Source organism: Syntrophomonas wolfei subsp. methylbutyratica (assembly GCF_001570625.1).
Lineage (GTDB): Bacteria > Bacillota > Syntrophomonadia > Syntrophomonadales > Syntrophomonadaceae > Syntrophomonas > Syntrophomonas methylbutyratica.
This window is the reverse complement of the sequence record NZ_BBQT01000002.1, coordinates 84,533-104,129: the sequence shown is the minus strand read 5'-3', so window position 1 is coordinate 104,129 and position 19,597 is coordinate 84,533. Positions and strand designations below refer to the sequence as shown.

General features: G+C 44.7%; 11 protein-coding genes. 7 read left to right on the top strand and 4 right to left on the bottom strand.

Annotation, left to right across the window (positions count from 1 at the left end; genetic code table 11):
• Window positions 1–8 precede the first annotated feature (8 nt).
• The 5 genes from AWB54_RS02150 (at window position 9) to AWB54_RS02130 (ending at window position 7,461) form a co-directional block, all read left to right on the top strand.
• Window positions 9–1,052 carry an ABC transporter substrate-binding protein gene (locus AWB54_RS02150; RefSeq protein WP_082735966.1) on the top strand — a complete coding sequence of 348 codons (1,044 nt, stop codon included), beginning with the start codon at window positions 9–11 and terminating at the stop codon, window positions 1,050–1,052.
• A 126-nt stretch (window positions 1,053–1,178) separates the two neighbouring features.
• A complete protein-coding gene (locus AWB54_RS02145) occupies window positions 1,179–2,867 on the top strand; it encodes an ABC transporter permease (RefSeq protein WP_160328892.1) in 1,689 nt (562 codons plus the stop codon).
• Entirely contained in the window at window positions 2,857–3,843 is a 987-nt protein-coding gene (locus AWB54_RS02140) for an ABC transporter ATP-binding protein (protein ID WP_061213000.1), read from the top strand. The genes AWB54_RS02145 and AWB54_RS02140 overlap by 11 nt, the downstream gene beginning before the upstream one ends.
• Before the next feature lie 124 nt (window positions 3,844–3,967).
• Complete coding sequence (locus AWB54_RS02135) at window positions 3,968–4,606, top strand: PHP domain-containing protein (protein WP_061212999.1); 639 nt, start codon at window positions 3,968–3,970, stop codon at window positions 4,604–4,606.
• Between the two features lie 542 nt (window positions 4,607–5,148).
• On the top strand, window positions 5,149–7,461 hold the full coding sequence (locus AWB54_RS02130) for a PAS domain S-box protein (protein WP_061212998.1): 2,313 nt from the start codon (window positions 5,149–5,151) through the stop codon (window positions 7,459–7,461).
• A gap of 102 nt (window positions 7,462–7,563) precedes the next feature.
• Here AWB54_RS02130 and AWB54_RS02125 read toward each other — a convergent pair whose 3' ends face one another.
• The 4 genes from AWB54_RS02125 to AWB54_RS02110 form a co-directional block, all read right to left on the bottom strand.
• Complete coding sequence (locus tag AWB54_RS02125; RefSeq protein WP_061212997.1) at window positions 7,564–8,304, bottom strand: hypothetical protein; 741 nt, start codon at window positions 8,302–8,304, stop codon at window positions 7,564–7,566.
• 36 nt (window positions 8,305–8,340) lie between these two features.
• The gene (locus AWB54_RS02120) at window positions 8,341–9,069 is read right to left on the bottom strand and encodes a hypothetical protein (RefSeq protein ID WP_061212996.1); all 729 of its coding nucleotides are present in this window, start codon (window positions 9,067–9,069) and stop codon (window positions 8,341–8,343) included.
• Between the two features lie 97 nt (window positions 9,070–9,166).
• Window positions 9,167–10,279: an ABC transporter substrate-binding protein gene (locus tag AWB54_RS02115; protein ID WP_061212995.1), complete on the bottom strand. Its 1,113-nt coding sequence runs from the start codon at window positions 10,277–10,279 to the stop codon at window positions 9,167–9,169.
• 27 nt (window positions 10,280–10,306) lie between these two features.
• On the bottom strand, window positions 10,307–11,200 hold the full coding sequence (locus tag AWB54_RS02110; protein WP_061212994.1) for an Ig-like domain-containing protein: 894 nt from the start codon (window positions 11,198–11,200) through the stop codon (window positions 10,307–10,309).
• 605 nt (window positions 11,201–11,805) lie between these two features.
• Between AWB54_RS02110 and AWB54_RS02105 the strand changes: the two genes are divergently transcribed.
• Window positions 11,806–15,297, top strand: a complete 3,492-nt coding sequence (locus tag AWB54_RS02105; RefSeq protein ID WP_061212993.1) for an alpha/beta fold hydrolase — start codon at window positions 11,806–11,808, stop codon at window positions 15,295–15,297.
• Between the two features lie 152 nt (window positions 15,298–15,449).
• A complete protein-coding gene (locus AWB54_RS02100) occupies window positions 15,450–19,505 on the top strand; it encodes an NHL domain-containing protein (protein ID WP_061212992.1) in 4,056 nt (1,351 codons plus the stop codon).
• The last annotated feature ends 92 nt before the right edge of the window (window positions 19,506–19,597 follow it).

Here is a 19,597-nt window from a genome sequence, read left to right as displayed (position 1 = left end):
GGAATATAATGATGAAAAATTGGAAGCCGTTAATACTGGCAATGATCCTGGTAATGGCTCTTGCCCTGACCGCGTGCGGCAAGACCGAGCCCACAGAGCAGGGAAAAACGGATGAAAAACCCTTTGCCGGAACAACCCTGGAGCTATTGGTAGCCTATGGGGGAGCAGACAAGTCGTTTGATGCCTTTACAGAAGCCACCGGTATCAAGATAGAGTGGCTGGAGATGTCAACCGGTTCTGCTTTGGCCAAGCTGCAGGCTGAAGATGGAAAAACTACTGCAGACATTTGGTTTGGCGGCGGGGTAGACAGCTATCTTAATGCCAGGGATTTAGGATATCTGGAAGCATATAAATCACCTGAACTTTCCGCGATTGATCCGCAATATGTGGATAAAGACGGGTATTTTTCAGGTTTAGCCCTTGTTCCAGCTGGTTTTATTGTTAACGAAGATATTCTAAAAGAAAAGGGCCTGGAAGCACCCAAGACCTGGGAGGACCTGGCTGATCCTAAATATCGCGGCGAAATAAGCATGCCCAATCCAGCTATTTCAGGTACCAGCTACGCTATTGTAAGCGGCTTGATTCAAGCCTGGGGTGAAGAAAAAGCTTGGAAGTATTTCGAAGCATTTGACAGTAATATTGATTTTTATGCCAAAGGCGGCGGGGAACCTCTTGAAAAGGTAGGGGCCGGCGAATTCGCCGTTGGTGTTGTAGCCATTACTGGCGGAACCTTCAATGTGGGAGAAACCAGACCAACCAGGGTGGTATATCCGCAAGATTTAATTCCTTGGACACCGGCACCTATTGCTATATTTAAAAATACGGAAAATCTCGATGCTGCCAAGGCTCTTATCGACTGGTACCTTTCCTATGACGGACAAAATATTTTAAGGGAAGCCGATGCCAGAATAATGGCCAGAAGTGATGTGGATGCGCCTGAAATCATGAGCGGTTTGGATAAAAGCAAACTGGTTAAATTTGATCTGGAGCGCATGGGAAAAGAACGGGAAGTAATTCTGGAAAAATGGAAAGACCTTGTTGGCGAAAAATAATCAGGGAGATTCCAGAATGGTCTGGAAAGGAAATCCACTGGAGTTGATTTCAGAAATACCGGCTGTTTATTATATTGTGGAGTACAGGGGAAGAGAGATTAGTCATTCATGCAATATTCAAGGAATATGGCGTTACTGAAAAATAAAATCATATGGAAGGAAAGAGGGAATAAAAGCCCTCTTTCCTTCGATGTATTAATCGATAGGATTATGCTTTTTCTGGTAGTAGGGAGTCTGCTCCTCTTTATCCTGTATCCTATTTTCATGGTTATTTCCACCAGTGTTTATCGGCATGGTGTTTTTTCGCTCGATAATTATCGGGATTTATTAAGTCCGGTGAATTTGAAATTAATCAAGAACAGTCTTTTCGTTTCCACATTATCCTCGGTACTGGGGACTTTTTTGGCGCTATGTATTGCGCTTTATACCTTCCTGCAAAAAGAAAGGATAGGAGCATTAATTTATCGTCTCTTGATGACTACATTGATTTCCCCTCCTTTTGTGTCAGCTCTGGCACTTATAATGCTGTTTGGCAGGAGGGGGCTTATAACTTACAATCTTTTAGGATTAAGTGTTAATCCTTATGGATGGCAGGGAATTGTTCTTCTCCAAACCCTGGGTTTGATTTCTCTGGCTGCAATTATGTTGATATCTGCCTTGAACGCAATTGACAAACGCTTGCTTCTGGCCTCCAGAGACCTTGGTGCAAGTGCGCTTCAAACCCTGCATAGGGTTATTCTTCCGTCTATCTATCCCGCTATCTTGTCAGTTTTATTTTTGCTGTTTACGATAAATATGGCGGATTTCGGGACACCTATTATTATTGGCGGAAAATTCAAGGTTCTGGCCACTGAAGCCTATATGACGATTTTTTCCGCAGCAGATTTGGGCAAGGCAGCAGCCATGTCAGTGCTGTTGATTCCTCCGGCTATTATTGCCTTCTATTTTTATCGCAAAAATTTGGAGAAAAACAATTCCCTGGCAGATGGAGTAAAAGCTTTGGGAGGAGAAGGCTTGGATTTTAGATTGCCGCTTTTTATCAGGATTGCTCTGGGGACAATAACCGGCCTGTTTTTTTTCCTCATGCTATTAAAATATGGAAATATCTTTTTGTCAGCAGTAACCATAAATGTTTCAGGAAAATTGACCTTTACCTGGAAGCATATAGAAGCATTCCAATTTGCTTATCTGCCGGCGGTTTACCGCAGTTTAAGCATGGCGGTTATAGCAGGAATACTGGCTTCTGTTATTGGAATTCTTTTGTCCTATTACACTCATAGGCGGCAACTGCCGCTGATGAAACCTATAGAATTTATCGCTTCTTTGCCCTATATAATACCAGGGATTTTTTTTGGCTTGGGTTATATTGTTGGATTTAATAATCATCCCCTGTTATTGACTGGAACAACCGCTATTCTGGTGCTTAACTGTACCTTCAGACATATTTCGGTAGGTAATAAGGCAGCCAATGCAGCTTTCGAGAATCTCGACCGGCGCCTGGAAATGGCTGCCCGGGATTTAGGGGCATCGCCGGTAAGAATTTTAACCACGGTTATTTTCCCGCTGCTCAAATCAACCTTCCTGCTAAGTTTTATCAATACCTTTACCGCTTGTATGACCACGGTGGGGGCCATTATTTTCCTGGTTTCACCCCGAAATGTAGTTGCCAGTGTATTGATGTTTAAAGATATAACTAATGGACATTACGGTTTAGGTGCTGTTGTAGCCAGTGTTTTGATTATTGTTACGGTAGCGGTTAATTTAGTAGCCATAAAATATCTGGGCCGGGAAGGGGGCAAACCATATGTTGCTTGAACTCAAAGGAATAACCAAATTATTTGATAAAGACAATGGCGTAAGGGATTTTAATTTAACAGTATCGGAAGGAGAATTCATCACCCTGTTAGGACCATCAGGTTGTGGAAAAACTACCACCCTGAATCTTATCGGAGGTTTTCTGCAGCCAGGCCGAGGAGAAATCCGGATCGAGGGGAGAGATATTACTCATTTGCCGCCGGAGAAGCGGCCTGTTTCCACCGTGTTTCAAAGCTATGCCCTTTTTCCTCACCTAAATGTACTGGAAAACGTGGCCTATGGAATTCGTTTTTATAGAAAAGAAAAAAAGAAACAGGCATTAAGCCTGGCCCGGGAGTATATAAACATTGTTCGCCTGGAGGGATATGAAAAAAGCAAAGTTGGCAATCTCAGCGGCGGTCAGCAGCAGAGGGTGGCTCTGGCCAGGGCGATGGCCACGAATCCTAAGATAATGTTATTGGATGAGCCATTAAGTAATTTGGATGCCAGTTTACGTCATAGTCTCCGCGAAGAGTTAAAAAGTTTGCAGCGGCAATTGGGTATTACGATGATTTTCGTAACACACGACCAATCTGAAGCATTAAGTCTTTCGGATAGAATAGTCGTAATGGATAAAGGATATGCCATCCAGATTGGAACCCCGCGGGAGATATATTTCTACCCCATAAGTGATTATGTGGCCGGTTTTATAGGAAAATCGAACATTTTAACCCGGGTAGGGGAGACTATTATGGTTCGACCGGAAGATATTAAAATGGCAAAAAATGCTCAAGGCGATTATACCATATCATCTATTGTCTTCATGGGTCAGCATACCGAATACATCATTTCAGCTGAAGATACCACCCTGGAGGTAGTTGTCGTGGGCAAAGAAAACAATAACTTCATGCAGGGTGATCGCGTCAATGTGACCATCTCCCATCAGTTGGGACAGATGGGGAATGAGGACATCTCCCTTGTCCCAGAATTGAAATAGGAGCTTAAAAAGTCTCATGACAAGAAAACCAGCTTTTATTGCGGCATTTACATTTTTTTAAAAGTCAAAAACCGTCCCTGCTTGATGGGGAGGATTATTCTGTAAGGAAGGAAGGACGATAATAATGATTATTGATACTCATATTCACGCCTATCCAACTTCGGACGATAGTAAGATGACATTGGAGGAAATCGTTGCCCAGGCCAGGATTATTGGTCTGGATGGCATCTGCATAACCGATCATGATAGCCAGGAAATAATGGCCCGGGCGCATGAGTACAGGAAACAGATGGGTTATCCAATCTTTGTTGGTGCGGAGGTTTTTACTTGGGAAGGTGATGTGATTGTATTTGGTCTGGAACGCCTTCCCGAAGAAAGAGTATCGGCCCGTTATCTGCTGGATTTGGTTAATAAAGCAAACGGAGTAGCAATAAGTGCTCATCCGTTCAGACAGAACAACCGGGGTATGGGCAATTCTATCCGGGAGCATAAAGACCTTCATGGGGTGGAAGCCTTTAATGGCAGTACCGACCATGCCAACAATATGAAAGCCCGTGATTTGGCCATGGAACTGGGCATCCCGGTTTTTGGAGCCAGTGATGCTCATAACACGGAGGCACTGGGCAAGTTTGCCACCGTATTCCCGAACGGACTAAGAGATGAAAAAGATTTGATTGAGGCTATCAAAATGGGCAAAGTATACCCTGTAGCCTATAACCATTCCGCGGATGTGAAATGGACAGTTATCCCGCCAATTGGATAGGAGAGCCGAGGGGCTCTTAATCACCAATATTTAGGCAAAGCCTCCCCCAAAAAGTCGCATTATAAAAAATATTTTGATAGAAAAAAATTAAACTCGTAAGGATGAGGCATTGCGGAGTTGGAGATTTTTTAAGCAAGGCCCTTCCACAAAACATAACTTAAACTAATTGACTCCACTGCATGCAACCCTATTTGTTGCATAAGGGTTGCATGAATATACAAAACGAGCGTTGGCGAAGGTGAAAGCAGGCAGTTACATCAACTAATTATATTTTTTTATTTTTGCAGGAAAGAGCTCGTTTTTCGTGGAATAAGACAATTATCAGATAAAATAATGGGCAATTTGTCCTGTTTTTCCCGGATGGTTCTATTACAAATACCGCGCTTAGCCTTTTTGTAATATTATAATAGCATTTATCATTACTTTTCATCATTACTTTTCATCATTGCTTTTCATCGCCAAGCTTCTATTAAAAACCCCATCCCGGTGCAATATTCTATCAAAAACCAATCATCCTTAAAGAAGTAAAACGGGGGTTACGTATGGGAAATAAAGATAAACCATCGACAGCTTTGCCAAATGAGATTAAGCAATTGCAAGAAGAATTGGCTCAGGCCAGGGAATACTGCCAAGCCTTGCTGTGGGAACAGGCCCAGTACCAGGAGCTAGAAAAAACCCTGCAGGATTCCAGGCAACAATTTAGAAACATAATAAATTTGCTGCCTGATGCCACCTTTGTGGTAGATAAACAGGGGAAAGTAATTTCCTGGAATCGAGCCATGGAGGATTTAACTGGTGTTAAAGCAGAAGACATTGCCGTAAAAGGGAATTATGCCTACAGCCTTCCCTTTTACGGTGAACGCAGACCTGTCCTAATTGATCTGATTCTAAACCCTGATATTACCCTTCCCAGGCAATATGATTGCCTGATTAAAAAGGAAGAAACCCTGACGGCGGAAGCCTTTTGCCCTAAAATAGGGAAGGAGGGTATTTTTGTACGTATTTCCGCCTCCCCGCTCTATGATTTTACCGGTGCCAAAGCCGGAGCTATCGAGTCTTTTCATGATATAAGTGATTTCCGCCAAACCCTGGAGGCATTGCGGGACAGCGAAGCCCGTTTTCGCGGGCTGGCCGAATCATCTCCCGCCTTGATATTTGTCCTGCAAAACAACCGCTTGCGTTATGTAAATGCCCGATTTTCCCCCCTAACGGAATATGATGAGGAAGAATACTATTATATGGATTTTTGGGATTTTATTCATCCTGATTTCCGCGATCCGGTTAAAAGTAAAGCCCTGGCCTGGCAAAGAGGGGAAAACCTATTTGAAAAGTATGAAATGAAGCTTCTAACCCGAAGCGGTAAAGAGTTCTGGGTGGAGATATATGCCAACCCTATTCAATATGAAGGACAACCGGCCCTTATCGGGTCCCTCTTTGATATCAGCGAACGCAAGCACTTTGAGGAGGCTCTTCGCCAGTCCGAAGTGCTTTATCGAACCATTTTTGAAACCACGGGAACGGCCATGATGATTTTTGATAAAGATTTAATGACATCCCTGGTTAACAGTGAGTTTGAAGTGCTTTCCGGTTATAGCAAAGAAGAGATTGAAAATAAAACGAAATGGCCTATTTTCGTACACCCGGACGACCGGGAACGAATGAAAAGATATCATCAACAACGGAGAATCGACCCGGGGCTTGCTCCCTCCCACTATGAATTTAAACTGCTGGACAAAGAGCAGAAAATCAAAGATATCTTCATAACGGTAGATTTGATTCCTGGAACCAGCGACTCCGTAGTTTCCTTCATGGACATCACCGAGCGCAAAAAAGCCGAAGCGCAAGTCAAGTATTTGAGCTTTAATGATAAGCTGACCGGGCTTTATAACCGGGCCTTTTTCGAAGAAGAATTAAGCCGGCTCGATACAGAAAGGCAATTGCCCCTGAGCCTGATTATAGGCGATGTCAACGGTTTGAAGCTAATCAACGACGCCCTGGGACACGAAAGTGGCGACCGGCTATTGCGAAAGGCCGCGGAAATACTTAGAAATTCCTGTCGCAAAGAGGATATAATAGCTCGCTGGGGGGGGGACGAGTTTATAATACTGCTGCCTAAAACCAAACCCCATTGCGCGGAAAGAATATGCGAGCGAATTCAAGAAAAATCCCGAAGCAGCAGCGATTTTCCCATTCCCATAAGTATCTCCCTGGGTACTGCCAGCAAAAATGAGAGCCTGCAGGATGTACAGGCTATCATTAAGGAAGCAGAAGATAAGATGTACCGCAATAAATTACTGGAGAGCAAGAGTGCCCGCAGTTCCTTCCTACTTTCCTTACAGCAGACCCTCTGGGCCAAAAGCCACGAAACGAAAGAACATTGCCAGAATGTAAAAGAGCTGGCAGAGCAATTAGGTAGCAGGCTGGGCTTGCCCGAAAGCGAGTTAGACGATCTCAGGCTTCTGGCCGTCTTGCATGATGTGGGTAATATAGCCATACCCAATGAAATCCTGGATAAGCCTGCCCCGCTTTCCCCCAATGAATGGGAAATAGTAAAGAAGCATCCCGAAACCGGTTATCGCATTGCTTTAACCCTGCCCGAACTCGCACCCATCGCCGGAGCCATCCTGGCCCATCATGAACGCTGGGATGGCAAGGGTTACCCCCTGGGCTTAAAAGCAGAAGAAATACCCCTTATCTCTCGCATCCTGGCCATAATTGATGCCTTTGATGTTATGACTTCGGGTCGTCCTTATAAAAAAGCCATGAGTATTGCCGAAGCCCGCAGCGAAATAAGAAAATGTGCCGGCACTCAATTCGACCCCGAGTTGGTTAAAACCTTTTGCAAACTGATGTAATTCTGCTCCCTGCAGTCGCTCACTTTTCATTGGTGGTTGTGGCCCCTGGGCCATGGGGGGTTAGTACGGCTATGGAGGGGAGGTGCTATTTGCAGGCAACCGTTAGAATACCCGCAACATGTGGGTGGTGCTGGTCTGCCACTTCGGGTGTTCAATTCCGGTAGGAAACACCATTAAGGTGTATTTGTTATCCAGCAAGACTACTTTTACTTTTTCCCCCATGCGAACATATTCACTATCGCTGATATTTTCAAAATCCATATTTTTAATTTGTTCTACATAGCTTTTATCTATAATTTCCTTTACTGAGGCTATATAGTCTTCCCCCGTACCTATTTGCAATTTTCCCCGAAACTGCCCATCATTCCCGGTGATGCGAAGTCCTGCTGCAGCCAGCGCTCCGATTATTCCTCGTCCACTACCATTTAATTCGAATAGATATAGGCCTGGCTTATTCTTGAATTTGAGTGCTTCATCCTGGCTTACCAATCCTTCTTTAACCCGGTAGGCATATTCGATCAGCTCATCAAGATTTTCCATCAGCTCCGGGATAGCCACCACCAATCCGGCATTTGAATCAGGGGTGCCAGTTGATCTTACCAGTTTGCAGGCATAATCAATAAAATCTTTCAGGTATTGCTCGTCAATGTCTGCCGAAAAACTGCGAGCGGTATTATGTTTTTTACAAGCGGTATCAGGATGAGGGTAAAGCCGGTGCCGGCTGGGAATGCTGCATTTGCCCCAGCCATTCTCTTCTATGAATTTACCTAATAAAGAAGCGGTTTCTCCCGCTTTACCTCCATCAAGCTGGCGAGAGTCATCAATAGCTGCAAATATTTTCATAAGCGGCAACCTCCGGTTAAAATGCTTGTTTCTAATCTAATAATTCTTCAGTTGTTTATTATTACAGCTATGCCAGGCTCCTCCCTCACGATAAACCAGGAGTATCCTTTTACCCTCAAGCAGAACGGTTTTAATCTTCTCACCTATTACCATTGTTTCATCGTTAGCCAGTGCCTGCCCGTCCATCGATTGTACTTCATCTATTTCTGTTTGCGCAATGATTTCCCCTACAGCAATTGTTTCGCCACTATTCCCCAACTGAACTCTCCCCTGGAATCTTCCATCATTTCCGGTTATCCGCAATCCAATACCGGCTAAGGCCCCGATTATGCCCAGTCCGGTGCCTCCGTGTTCAGAAAGATGAAGGCCACAGTTTTCCGCCGTCTTATAGGCTTCTGCCTTGCTCAATACTTCGACTTTGGCCTTGTGTCCAAAGCTCAACAGTTCTTCCAGGTTTTTTATCCGTTCTTTCACAGCCACGCACAATCCCGGATCTGAGCCTGCTGCACTGGTCTCCCGGAGAAATTTGGCCGCAGAAGTGATGAATTCATCCAAATTGTGGCCCCCAATTACTGCCTTAAAACACATGGAGCTATTATGGGATGTATATGGTATATCCGGATGCAATAATAATTGATGCCGGGTTACCGCTTCGCTTTTCCCCCAGCCCTTGTCTTCAATGAGCCTGCGCAGTTCATTGGCAGATTGACCGGTAGCCCCGAATTCCAGGCTGTCCGTGTCGTCTATAGCAACATATATTTCCACTTAAGTAATTCCTCCCTGTCTTCCAGGGCCAGGTGTGAGCATCACCCTGCCGTTTTTATGACCAGGCCTAATCTGACGCTATATCTCACCCCATATTTTACTGGGGGCGAGCTATACGCATCCCTTCCCCGGCAATAATTCTGTCAACTACTTCCTCCGATAGTTCCAGCCCGAAGAAATCCTTATAAAATGATCTGGTTTCTGCCGCCATATCCAGGTCAAGAAACTTTTCCGGATATAAGGTCTGGGCCGTCCACAAAATTGCCAGGGGGGTTTCGGGCGAAGAGGGATGACCCCAGCGGGATATACCATTGGGTAACTGCCAGACCTTCTTGTTTTTCACCGCTTGCAAGGGTGCCCATTGATTATTGGTCAAGATATAATTGGCTACTCCCGTTTCATTTACCAATATTACCTCAGGATTCCATAATAAAATCTGTTCCAGGCTGGCGAAATACTTTCCCTCCAAGGTCTTTAAATCCTTATTGATCGAAACATTGTCAGCTCCAGCCGCCTCAAGCCAGTCCGCCGAAAGACTCCCTTTTATATCCGTACGGGTAGCTTCGTTAATAGCGTGGTAAACCTTTACCCTTTCCCCCTGGGGAATAAGCTCTACCCGTTTTTGCACACGCTCAACGCAATTTTGATAATAGTTATTGTATTTTTGGGCTTTATCATCTGCACCTAATACCAAGCCCATCATTTCTATCGCGTACTGTTGTTCTTTCATACTGTTAAAATCTACTACCAGAAAGGAAAGCTTGCTTTTATTTAGCTTCTGAACCTCGGCTTCGCTGCTGAAGCTATCTTTCTTAACAAAAACTACATCGGGGTCAGTTTTTACCAATTCCTCAATATTTATTACTGCACTGCTCTTTGGTACTGGCAAGTCTTTTATCCCGGGATACATTTCCGTAAGGATAAGATCTCTCTTAACCCCACCTACCACCGCCACCATTTTATCCCCCTGGCCAAACATGGCCATAGTGTATGCTGATTCCGGGCAGAGACAGGCGACCCGGCTTATCTGGGCCGGGACTTTTACTTCTCGCCCTATACAATCCGTAATCGTCCTGGTATTTGCAGAGGGTGCTGTTTCCCTGTTTTCCTCTTTACTGCAAGCACTGGATAGCAGCAGGCTCAACAGTAGGAATACGGTCAATAAGCTACGCAAAATAGCTTTAGTATTATATTTCATTAACATCTTCATTATGTTCCCTTCTTCTATTCCGCTTCTCTATTTCATCTTTCCTTTTCTAAGAAAGATATATCCCACTCCTGCTACCAATACTACTCCGGCTATAACTGCATAAACTGGAAAAGGACTCTGTTCAGCTTCCTCCGCTTCCTTAAGCGGCGCTTTTTCTGCGGATGCTGTTGGCTCCTTTACTGTCCTCGACTCTTCACTTTTTACCTCTTTATTATCCTCGCTTCCCGTCTTGCTGTTATTTTCTGCTGCTGCTTTATTCTCAGTCTCCCCCGCCGCTTCTGTCACTGCCTGGCTATCTCCAGAGCTTACTCCAGAAGCATTATCTGTCAGATTGGCAGCTGGTTTTTTTACCTCATTGTCTGGCAGATTTGTTACTGGTTTTTTAACCTCAGCAGGATTTTTTTCAACTACCGGTTCGCTAACCGGCTTTTCGACAGCAGCAGCCTTTCCTGCGGTAACGAAATTAACCGTAACCTCATGACCCAAACTGCTACCATTTTTCGCCTGCAACTGAGGTGATATCCTTACCACATAGGCCGTTCCCGGCTTAAGTTCTTCTAATGGTCGCAGCGCAATATCCCTTCTTTTTTCGAATTCCAGCTGGTCATCAGCCATTATCACTTCAATCGGCACCTGGCTGCCATCAGCAGCAGACAGTGAAAAACAGGTTTTATTGGCATCCCTTATCCCTAAAAATATTACATTCTTATTAAAAGTAAGTTGTATGTCTCCCTTTACAGGAACATCCTTCTGACCATCCGCAGGATTAGATGAGGTCAGTCCCAGCGGGACACCCTTGCCTCCGCCGCTACCATCGCCATCACCTTCTGCCATTGCCGGCAGCACCAATAGTGCGCAAGCCAGCACTGCCAGCACTATAATGGCCCATAGGCTTGACTTGTTCTTCATTTTACTAAACACTATAGCAACCCCCTTTAAATCTCTATTGTCAAATTTACCAAAAATGCCGTAAATCAGATTAAGTTTTGATGTCACTGCAAAAAGTTATAAATATGCATTAGCGTGCATAAATATACCGCTCAGCTACCTTAAAAGCGACCAACGGGTGTGTAGAGAACGACCCCCGTGTCGTTCCGAATCAGGCTTTGTATATTTATGCAACCCTTATGCAAGAAAAAGGGTTTTTGCAGTAGAGTCAGTTTTTATTATCCATAGAAAAAATTATAATCCCCTATCTATAATACCCCGGATTATAAAAGGGTCAATGGATAAATCATACCACAACTTGAAATAACTCTATTTCCCATTCCCGTATTCTACTCATAAAAAAAGGCGGCTTACGCCGCCAAACTATTTTCGCTTGAGTATTGGCTGGGAACAAGGTAATAGCTATCAACCTCGTTTTATGATTGCAGCAACCCCCAGCAGCATAGGTAGGATTGTTTGTTTATCCTAATAAATTATAATCTTCGTAGCAGGATTATCTCTTTAAGGAAAGAATAAAGTTTATCACAGGAATTGTTCGGATATAGATGCAAATATCACATTTAGAAAGGATATGTATAATGCCAAGATCACTGAAGAACATTTTTATCTGCAGTTTTACTTTCTTGCTCCTGTTGATATTAACCGGAATTGCTGCAGCTGCTCCGCAGCAAGAGGCAATCGTCACAGCATTCTATGATGTTAGCAGTAGTGATGCCAATCTTGTATATATAAACTATATGGCCAAACGGGGCATTATCAGCGGCTTCCCCGATGGCAGTTTTCATCCAAGTGAGGGTTTAACCCGAGCTCAAGCAGCAGTATTAGTAAGCAAGCTGTCAGGGCAAAAAGCTAACCCTGGCAACAGCAGCTTTAGTGATATAGACTCATCCCACTGGGCAGCAAATTATATTAATTCCGCAGCAGCAGCAAAATACATAGCTGGTTTTCCGGATGGCAGCTTTCATCCCGATGAAATCCTGACCAGGGCTCAAGGGATAAGCCTTCTTTTGCGTTTAAGCGAGCAGAGCCTAACTGAGGCCGAATTACCCCAATTACAGGATGTAGACCCCAACCATTGGGCGGCAGCCGCTATAGCCACTGCCCTGGCAGCAGGCATGATAGATACCGAAAACAACACCTTTAAACCCGACCAGGCATTTAACCGGGGAGACCTGACCCGGTCCTTGAGCCTCCTCTTAACCAAAGCCCCCGACTTGAACCGGCAGGAACTCATAGGACACTTAATAATAAAAACCGGAAGCGTGAAACATAAAAGAGATGGCAGTGAAAAAACTCAACCCATAAACACAACTACTACGGTAAGAGCAGGAGATACTTTAATAACCGCCAATGATGGAGAAGCCGAAATAAACTATCCCGACGGAAGCGGTATACTATTGAAGCCTAACAGTCAGCTTATAATTAAAACTGCCAGCGGCCGCGCCTACATAGTAAAAGGTGGAAAACCCGGAACGGCAGTAGACCAGTTGGAAATAGAACTGAGCAGCGGCCAAGTATTTGGTGCCCTGGCCAGTAAGTATACCGCCAGCAATAAAGATACTGACGAAGAAACCATAGCCGATAATAAATTCAGCAAATTAGTCAGCCGGGATAATCACTCCAACCTGGCGGCAGCCCAATCAAGCCCCCAGCCCTGGTATAAAAGCGCGAAAAAGAAAAAAAACAAGATAAAAGTAGCTATGCCCTGGGGAGAAGTCGCTATCAACGGTAGCTTCTGGAGCAACTATTCGAGCAACAGCAGTAGTGGCATGAGCCTGCTGCAGGGAGAAGGAAGCTTAACCAGCGGCGGTGTAACCCGGAACCTGTCCCCCGGACAAAGTTCCGTGAGCAGTAGTGACGGCAGACCGCCATCGCTTCCCCACCTCATGAGCCCGTCTGAAGCCCGCGACTGGACTCAGCAGCGCAGTTGGTTAGGAGAGCGCGCCGCTGAGATGCAGGGCCAGCAGGAAGCAATCGAACCCGGTAGTGGGAGCCAAGAACCGGGGGCTGACCCCGGCAGTCACCTTCTGACCTATAAACTTGGCCAGGCCCTGGCCCAGACAGAACAAACCGCAGCTGCCACAGCTTCTGGAAGCAGTGGTGGGGGTGGTAAACAAACCCCAGACTCATTTATAGATATGGAAAGCTTTCTTAAGATGGCCATTCCTTATATTACATTTGAGCAGGGAGAAGACCCTGGTTATATTGCCAAAAAACAGGGCTTCATAAAAGATGAACTCCGGGGAGAAGTTTATCGGGATGATATTCTTTATTCGCTTTTGCGAATGACTTATGTCCCCATCCCCCCAGACGCTGATTTGCTACAACTGGCAAAAGAATATGGCATTATTTCTGAGAATGATAAAACCCTACAGGAAGAAAACATTAAAATCACTACAAAAACTGCTCTTCAGATGATGGTCAACGCGCGTAATGCCTGGTATGAAAGACTTGAGGCGGAAAAGCCGGCGGAACAGTTGAATTTGATAAATTACTATATTTCAAACTCCACTTATACCTATCCGCAATTTATGTTTTCTGATGACGGTCAGGTTCTATGGTATACAGTAAGAGGAGAGCTGAAAGCTATAAATGTATCAGACGCAAGCAAGTCTGATCGGATTCCGAGTAACGGTTCTCCCAAAGAGGAGTACCCTGCCCAGGGTGGCGAAAGCGCAATAAATATCTATGATAATTCCCAGGTTTTACGAGCTGTCTCCATTGAGGTTGCCCCACGCAGAAATTATGTTACTGATAAATATATTCTTTACCGGGAGAGCCCGGAAAAGCCGTGGAAGCGTTTGATAGAGTTTGACTTGTCTTTAACCCGGGATTATGAAATTATCGGCTTTAGCGCAGATAATACAAAACTGATTGTGAAAACCAATTTCTATGATAATTATGCCAGCCTCTATCAAGTTGACCCAGAAACCATGAGCAAAGAATTGATCTACCATAATCCTCATGCCGATGCAGCCGTAGAACTGGTCTCGGTGCTGGCGGGCATTCCTGTTTTTAGCTTGAAAAATCCGGAGACAGGTGAACTCTTAACTGCTATATATGTTGATGATAAAACCCGCTTGGTATGCTTAAGGGAGGAAATGGCCACTATCATGGATCATGTTCGGGCAGATTTAGGAGAAAACCATTTCCCGGTAGCTATTAGTCCGGACTTTGACTATTTGGTTTTGCTGCACCGGGATGACCGTGATTATGGCAGTTACAGGCTGTATAATGTTGAAAGCAGGAAGGATACCCTTCTTTTAGCGTCGGATATACCGGTAAAGGATGTTGGACATACCTATCCAGTATCTTTCAAAGCAAGTGATGGTCAAACCGTATTTGGATATCTGACCTTGCCACCTGGTAAAAGTCCACGCAATCTACCATTAATAGTAAATGTCCATGGCGGACCTCAGGCCAGATATGTGTGGACCCCAAACGAATATGCCTTGTTGGTTTCAAACCTCGACATAGGGGTATTGTCTGTTGATTTTCGATTTTCCATCGGATATGGTAACGAATACAGCGATTCAGCCAGTAAAAATATGCCACTGGCCCAACAAGATGTTTTCGAAAGTGTTAATTGGGCTATAAATAGCGGCATTGCAGATCCTGAATGCATTGGAATTATGGGACACTCCTACGGAGGATATATCTCCTTTTATCAAGCAGCCGTTCATCCAGATACCTACAAAGCGGTCATTTCTCTGATGGGCGTATGGGACTGGACGGATTTGGGGCTTGAATTAATAGAAGATGATCCTGTTCCAGATTATCATAGATGTTCTGCACCTGAACCTGGTACCGAGCTGGCCCAACTATTGTCTCCATCAAGCTATGCCGATAAACTCAAATCCCCTATTTTAATTATCTATGCCGGCCAAGATGATGCTGTATATCCCAGTCAGAATATAAGGGCCATTAAAGAGCTCACAGAAGCAGGGAATACGCCCCAGGCACTCTATCTGCCTGATAGCGGCCATACCCCGGATACATTAGAAAATATAACGGCCGTCTTTGAGGAAATAAAGAGTTTTTTAAATGAGCAAATGAAGGCCAATCCATAAACACTTTCAGATACGCCTGTATTATAAGGAAGTTGATAATATCATTGTATTAACAAAACTTAGTTCGAGTCGGGAGGTGATAGCAAAGTATTATCCACAGCCATTAAAAATATCAGTAAATACAAGACAAAGGGAATAGGGGATATTTTATTATGAAAAAGGGTTTTTGTCACAATTCAAAATTATTAATTTCAATCGTATTGGCTGTATCATTATTAATGACATCAGTACCTGATGCCTTTGCTGCAACGATAAATACTACCTCAATATCCGGTGTTGTTACTGGTCAGGGCGGTACTCCACTTCCTGGAATATTAGTGCTGTTATACAAAAACTATGAACGTATTTCAACCGCCAATACTGATACAAATGGCCAGTATTCTTTTGGCGGCCTTAGCTCTGGTTCATACAGAATGTTGTTCAGTCCGACTTCATATAATCAAAAAAATGGAACAACATATGCTTACCAGCGTTCTCCATATAGTTCCACGAGTTTATCGAGTCCGATTACACTTAGCGACAGGCAGTCGTTATCCATTAACACTCAATTAGAGAACGCCGGTTTTATTTCGGGCAAAGTATATGATCCAAACGGCAAACCGTTAACCGGAATAATGGTATGTGAAGTATATGAAGGCAGTACATATGGGAGGAATTATACAAATACAAGCGGAGAATATATTATAACCCAACTTCCGGCGGAGAATTACAAAGTGCATTTTGATCCGGCAGAACACAATGCCCAATACGGCACTGATTATTTGGAACAGTGGTATAACAATAAGCCTGGTTCTAACCTGGCCGATGAAGTAGCAGTTATCCAAGGACAAACTATAAATGCGGACGCTTACCTTCAAATCTCCTCCGGTACGGTATCGGGACTTAAGGCAGAGGCATGCGGCAACCAAATCAGTTTAAGCTGGTCAGCCTTTCCCGGAATCCAGAGTTACAGCATTTATCGTACCTCCCACTTTTTCGGAATTAACTACCAGAAAATAGATACTACAACCTCCCCTTCCTTCACGGATAGCAATTTGCCTCTATCTACTGGCTATTGGTACAAGGTAAAGCCGGTAACGGCCATAGGTGAGGGGAGTTTTTCGGCACCGGTCTGTACCAAGACGGGTGATACTATTATCACTGATCCGGGGGTAATAATAAGCACCGTAGCTGGGAATGGCACTGCGGGGTATTCAGGAGATGGCGGGCCCGCAACCTCCGCCCAATTAAGTACCCCCCGGGGAGTGGTATGTGATGGTGCTGGCAATTTGTACATTGTAGACGGTGGCAACCAGCGTATACGCAAGGTCGACACATCCGGGAAGATAAGCACCGTAGCTGGAAATGGTAACCACTGGTTTGAAGGAGATGGGGGACCCGCAACCGCTGCCGGATTATACGATCCTATAGGAGTAGCATGTGACAGTAGTGGGAATTTGTATATTGCAGAAAGTAACAGTAACTGCATACGCAAGGTGGACAGCTCCGGGAAGATAAGCGTTGTAGCTGGAATTGTTACACAAGGGTGGGCTACGTATGAAGGAGATGGAGGCCCCGCAACTTCAGCCAGATTGAATTATCCTTTTGGTGTAGCATGTGATGGTAGCGGGAATTTGTATATTGCAGATCGCGGCAATCACCGCATACGCAAGGTGAATACTTCGGGGATAATAAGCACCGTAGCTGGAAATGGCACTGCGGGGTATTCAGGAGATGGCGGGCTCGCCACCTCCGCCCAATTAAAGGATCCTGTTAGCGTAGCATGTGATAGAAATGGCAATTTATACATTGTAGATAAAGATAACAATCGCATACGCAAGGTAGACAATACCGGGAAGATAAGCACTGTAGCCGGAAATGGTACTGGTGGATATGCAGGGGATGGGAGCCCCGCAACCTCTGCTCAAATATGGGTTCCTTATGGAGTTACTTTTGACAACAATGGTAATATGTACATTGCAGATATGAATAACAAGCGTATCCGTAAAGTAGACCCTTTGGGGATAATCACCACGGTAGCTGGAAATGGAAGCTGGAAGTATTCCGGAGACGGGGGACCTGCAGAAGCTGCCGGATTATGTAATGCTGTTGGGGTGGCGTGTGATAGTAGCGGTAATTTGTACATAGCAGATAGTCATAGCAACTGCATCCGTAAGGTGGTTTTAGGTACAACACCAAACAATACTATCACTTTCCCCGACCCCAACCTGGAAGCGGCCATCAGAGAAACACTCGACAAACCGACTGAAGACATTCTAAAGACTGACATAGAAAACATTACCGAACTGGCATTAAACTTCAAAGGTATAGCTTCCCTGGAAGGGATACAATACTTTACCAGCCTACAAACGCTATACTTGGCCGGGAATGGCATAACAGATCTTACTCCATTGCAGTCACTCCGCAACCTGCAGCACTTGGATATTTCCAATAATGCTATAACTGACCTAGGCCCCTTGACTAAACTCAGCAATTTGCAGGGCCTGGATTTTTCGCACAACCAGCTAACTGATATTCAGGCATTGGCTAACCTTACCGACTTATGCTATCTTGATTTTTCTTACAATGATGGGGTGGGTGTGTTGGAGCCACTGCGCAACCTAATCGGCTTAACCGATTTGTTTATGGCCGGCATCAGAGATTCAAACCCCGCCCAAGTTGCCCTCTGCAGCGTTTCTAGCAACCAAAGCACTGATATTGGAGCAATACTGGCCGGTCTTAAGAACTTGGAGAACCTGGACATATCCAATAATGAGCTGCCCGACATCACCTTTGTCAACCAGCTGCCGAATTTAAAAACCATCGATGCATCGAACAATACCATAGTCGATACCACACCGCTGGAAACCCTGTCTAACCTCGAGAAAGTGAGCCTGTATAATAATAACATCACCAGCATCAGTTCTCTAGTCAAGATACCTTCATTACAGGAAATCAACATCTCTGGCAACCAGGTCGGGGGTATCAGTCAAATCGAACAGTTACCTAATCTAACTAAACTGGATCTGACCGCTAACCCTATATCCGACCTGACTCCTTTGACCCTTTTACAGGATACCGTAGAAGTAAACCATGAAGAATTCACCGAGCCCTACACTTCCTGGGAGGAAAGAACCGACATACCTATAAACAAAACCTGGAAAATAGAATTCAGCCATGCGGTCGATACAAGCACCATTAACCCGGATACCATTGTGGTGAAAGAGCAAAATAACCAACCGGTTACCGTTAATATAAGCAGAGGAGATACTGACAACACAATATTGCTCGAACCACCCGCCGATGGATACAAGGCAGGTCAATGCTACTACCTTTTTATCAAAAAAGGCATTGGTTCAAGCGATGGCAAAGTTCTACAAAACAGTATCAGGATGAAATTCACTATAGCAGGCACTGACAGTCTCGCTGGTCATAAACTCCAGTCATTGCCAATAGTGATCCAACTGGTTGGAGGGGTACTGACCCTGAGGGACTTCTGTATTTTCACCAACAACATATTAAAAATTTGTGACCAAAACAAGTTTATCGAACATTTCATTCACAAAACCAACTTTACAGATGATCTCCCGCTGGCCAAGGCCATCGATAATCCAACGATGTTAAATACTGCACGCAACAGCCCACACATGTTCAGACAAACCCTTAAGGTATTGAATCTCGAGGACAAGGTGCCTGCCAGCGCAACCAATGACTATTTGCAAGATATAGCAAAAGAAATCGGCAGGTTCAAGCTGTGCAGCTTTCCTACTGAAACTCAGATCATGGGCGCGATTTCCGACACCGTAGAGGAACTAAAACAGGGTTTCGTAAGTAGGAACACACTGACTGAATACCAGGATGAAAAGAATAATGTGAATTACCTGGTCAAGAACAGGTGGGTAATCCTACCGGGGTTGCGAATCGAAGGCACCAAAACCGTCAAAGTAGGACAAACGACCAAACTAAGCGCCCTGGCCAACGTACATTATTCAATGAAGGACAATCAGAATAAATGGCGAACCGTAAAAACGAACATCGATGCTTCGGATCTTACTGACAGCCTTTGGGCTGCATACAATAACTTGAAGGCAGACAATTACAATCCTTCGGACATAATCGCCACCGTTACCCAGGATGGTACTGTAACCGGCTACAATCCGGGCAAAGCCAAGATAGCGGTTATGTATGGCGGCAAGCTTGCCATCTGTACTATCAAAGTAGTTAAATAGGAGGGATGAGGGGACAATCGGGTAGGAGGCTACCCATTAATCGGATAGCCGTTCTCCCACAGCACCGTACGTACCGGTCGGTATACGGCGGT

Bases quoted from the DNA above. Each gene is read 5' to 3' on its own strand.
- AWB54_RS02150 (WP_082735966.1), top strand. From the start codon at position 9: ATGATGAAAAATTGGAAGCCGTTAATACTGGCAATGATCCTGGTAATG.
- AWB54_RS02145 (WP_160328892.1), top strand. From the start codon at position 1,179: ATGGCGTTACTGAAAAATAAAATCATATGGAAGGAAAGAGGGAATAAA.
- AWB54_RS02140 (WP_061213000.1), top strand. From the start codon at position 2,857: ATGTTGCTTGAACTCAAAGGAATAACCAAATTATTTGATAAAGACAAT.
- AWB54_RS02135 (WP_061212999.1), top strand. From the start codon at position 3,968: ATGATTATTGATACTCATATTCACGCCTATCCAACTTCGGACGATAGT.
- AWB54_RS02130 (WP_061212998.1), top strand. From the start codon at position 5,149: ATGGGAAATAAAGATAAACCATCGACAGCTTTGCCAAATGAGATTAAG.
- AWB54_RS02125 (WP_061212997.1), bottom strand. From the start codon at position 8,304: ATGAAAATATTTGCAGCTATTGATGACTCTCGCCAGCTTGATGGAGGT.
- AWB54_RS02115 (WP_061212995.1), bottom strand. From the start codon at position 10,279: ATGAAGATGTTAATGAAATATAATACTAAAGCTATTTTGCGTAGCTTA.
- AWB54_RS02105 (WP_061212993.1), top strand. From the start codon at position 11,806: ATGCCAAGATCACTGAAGAACATTTTTATCTGCAGTTTTACTTTCTTG.
- AWB54_RS02100 (WP_061212992.1), top strand. From the start codon at position 15,450: ATGAAAAAGGGTTTTTGTCACAATTCAAAATTATTAATTTCAATCGTA.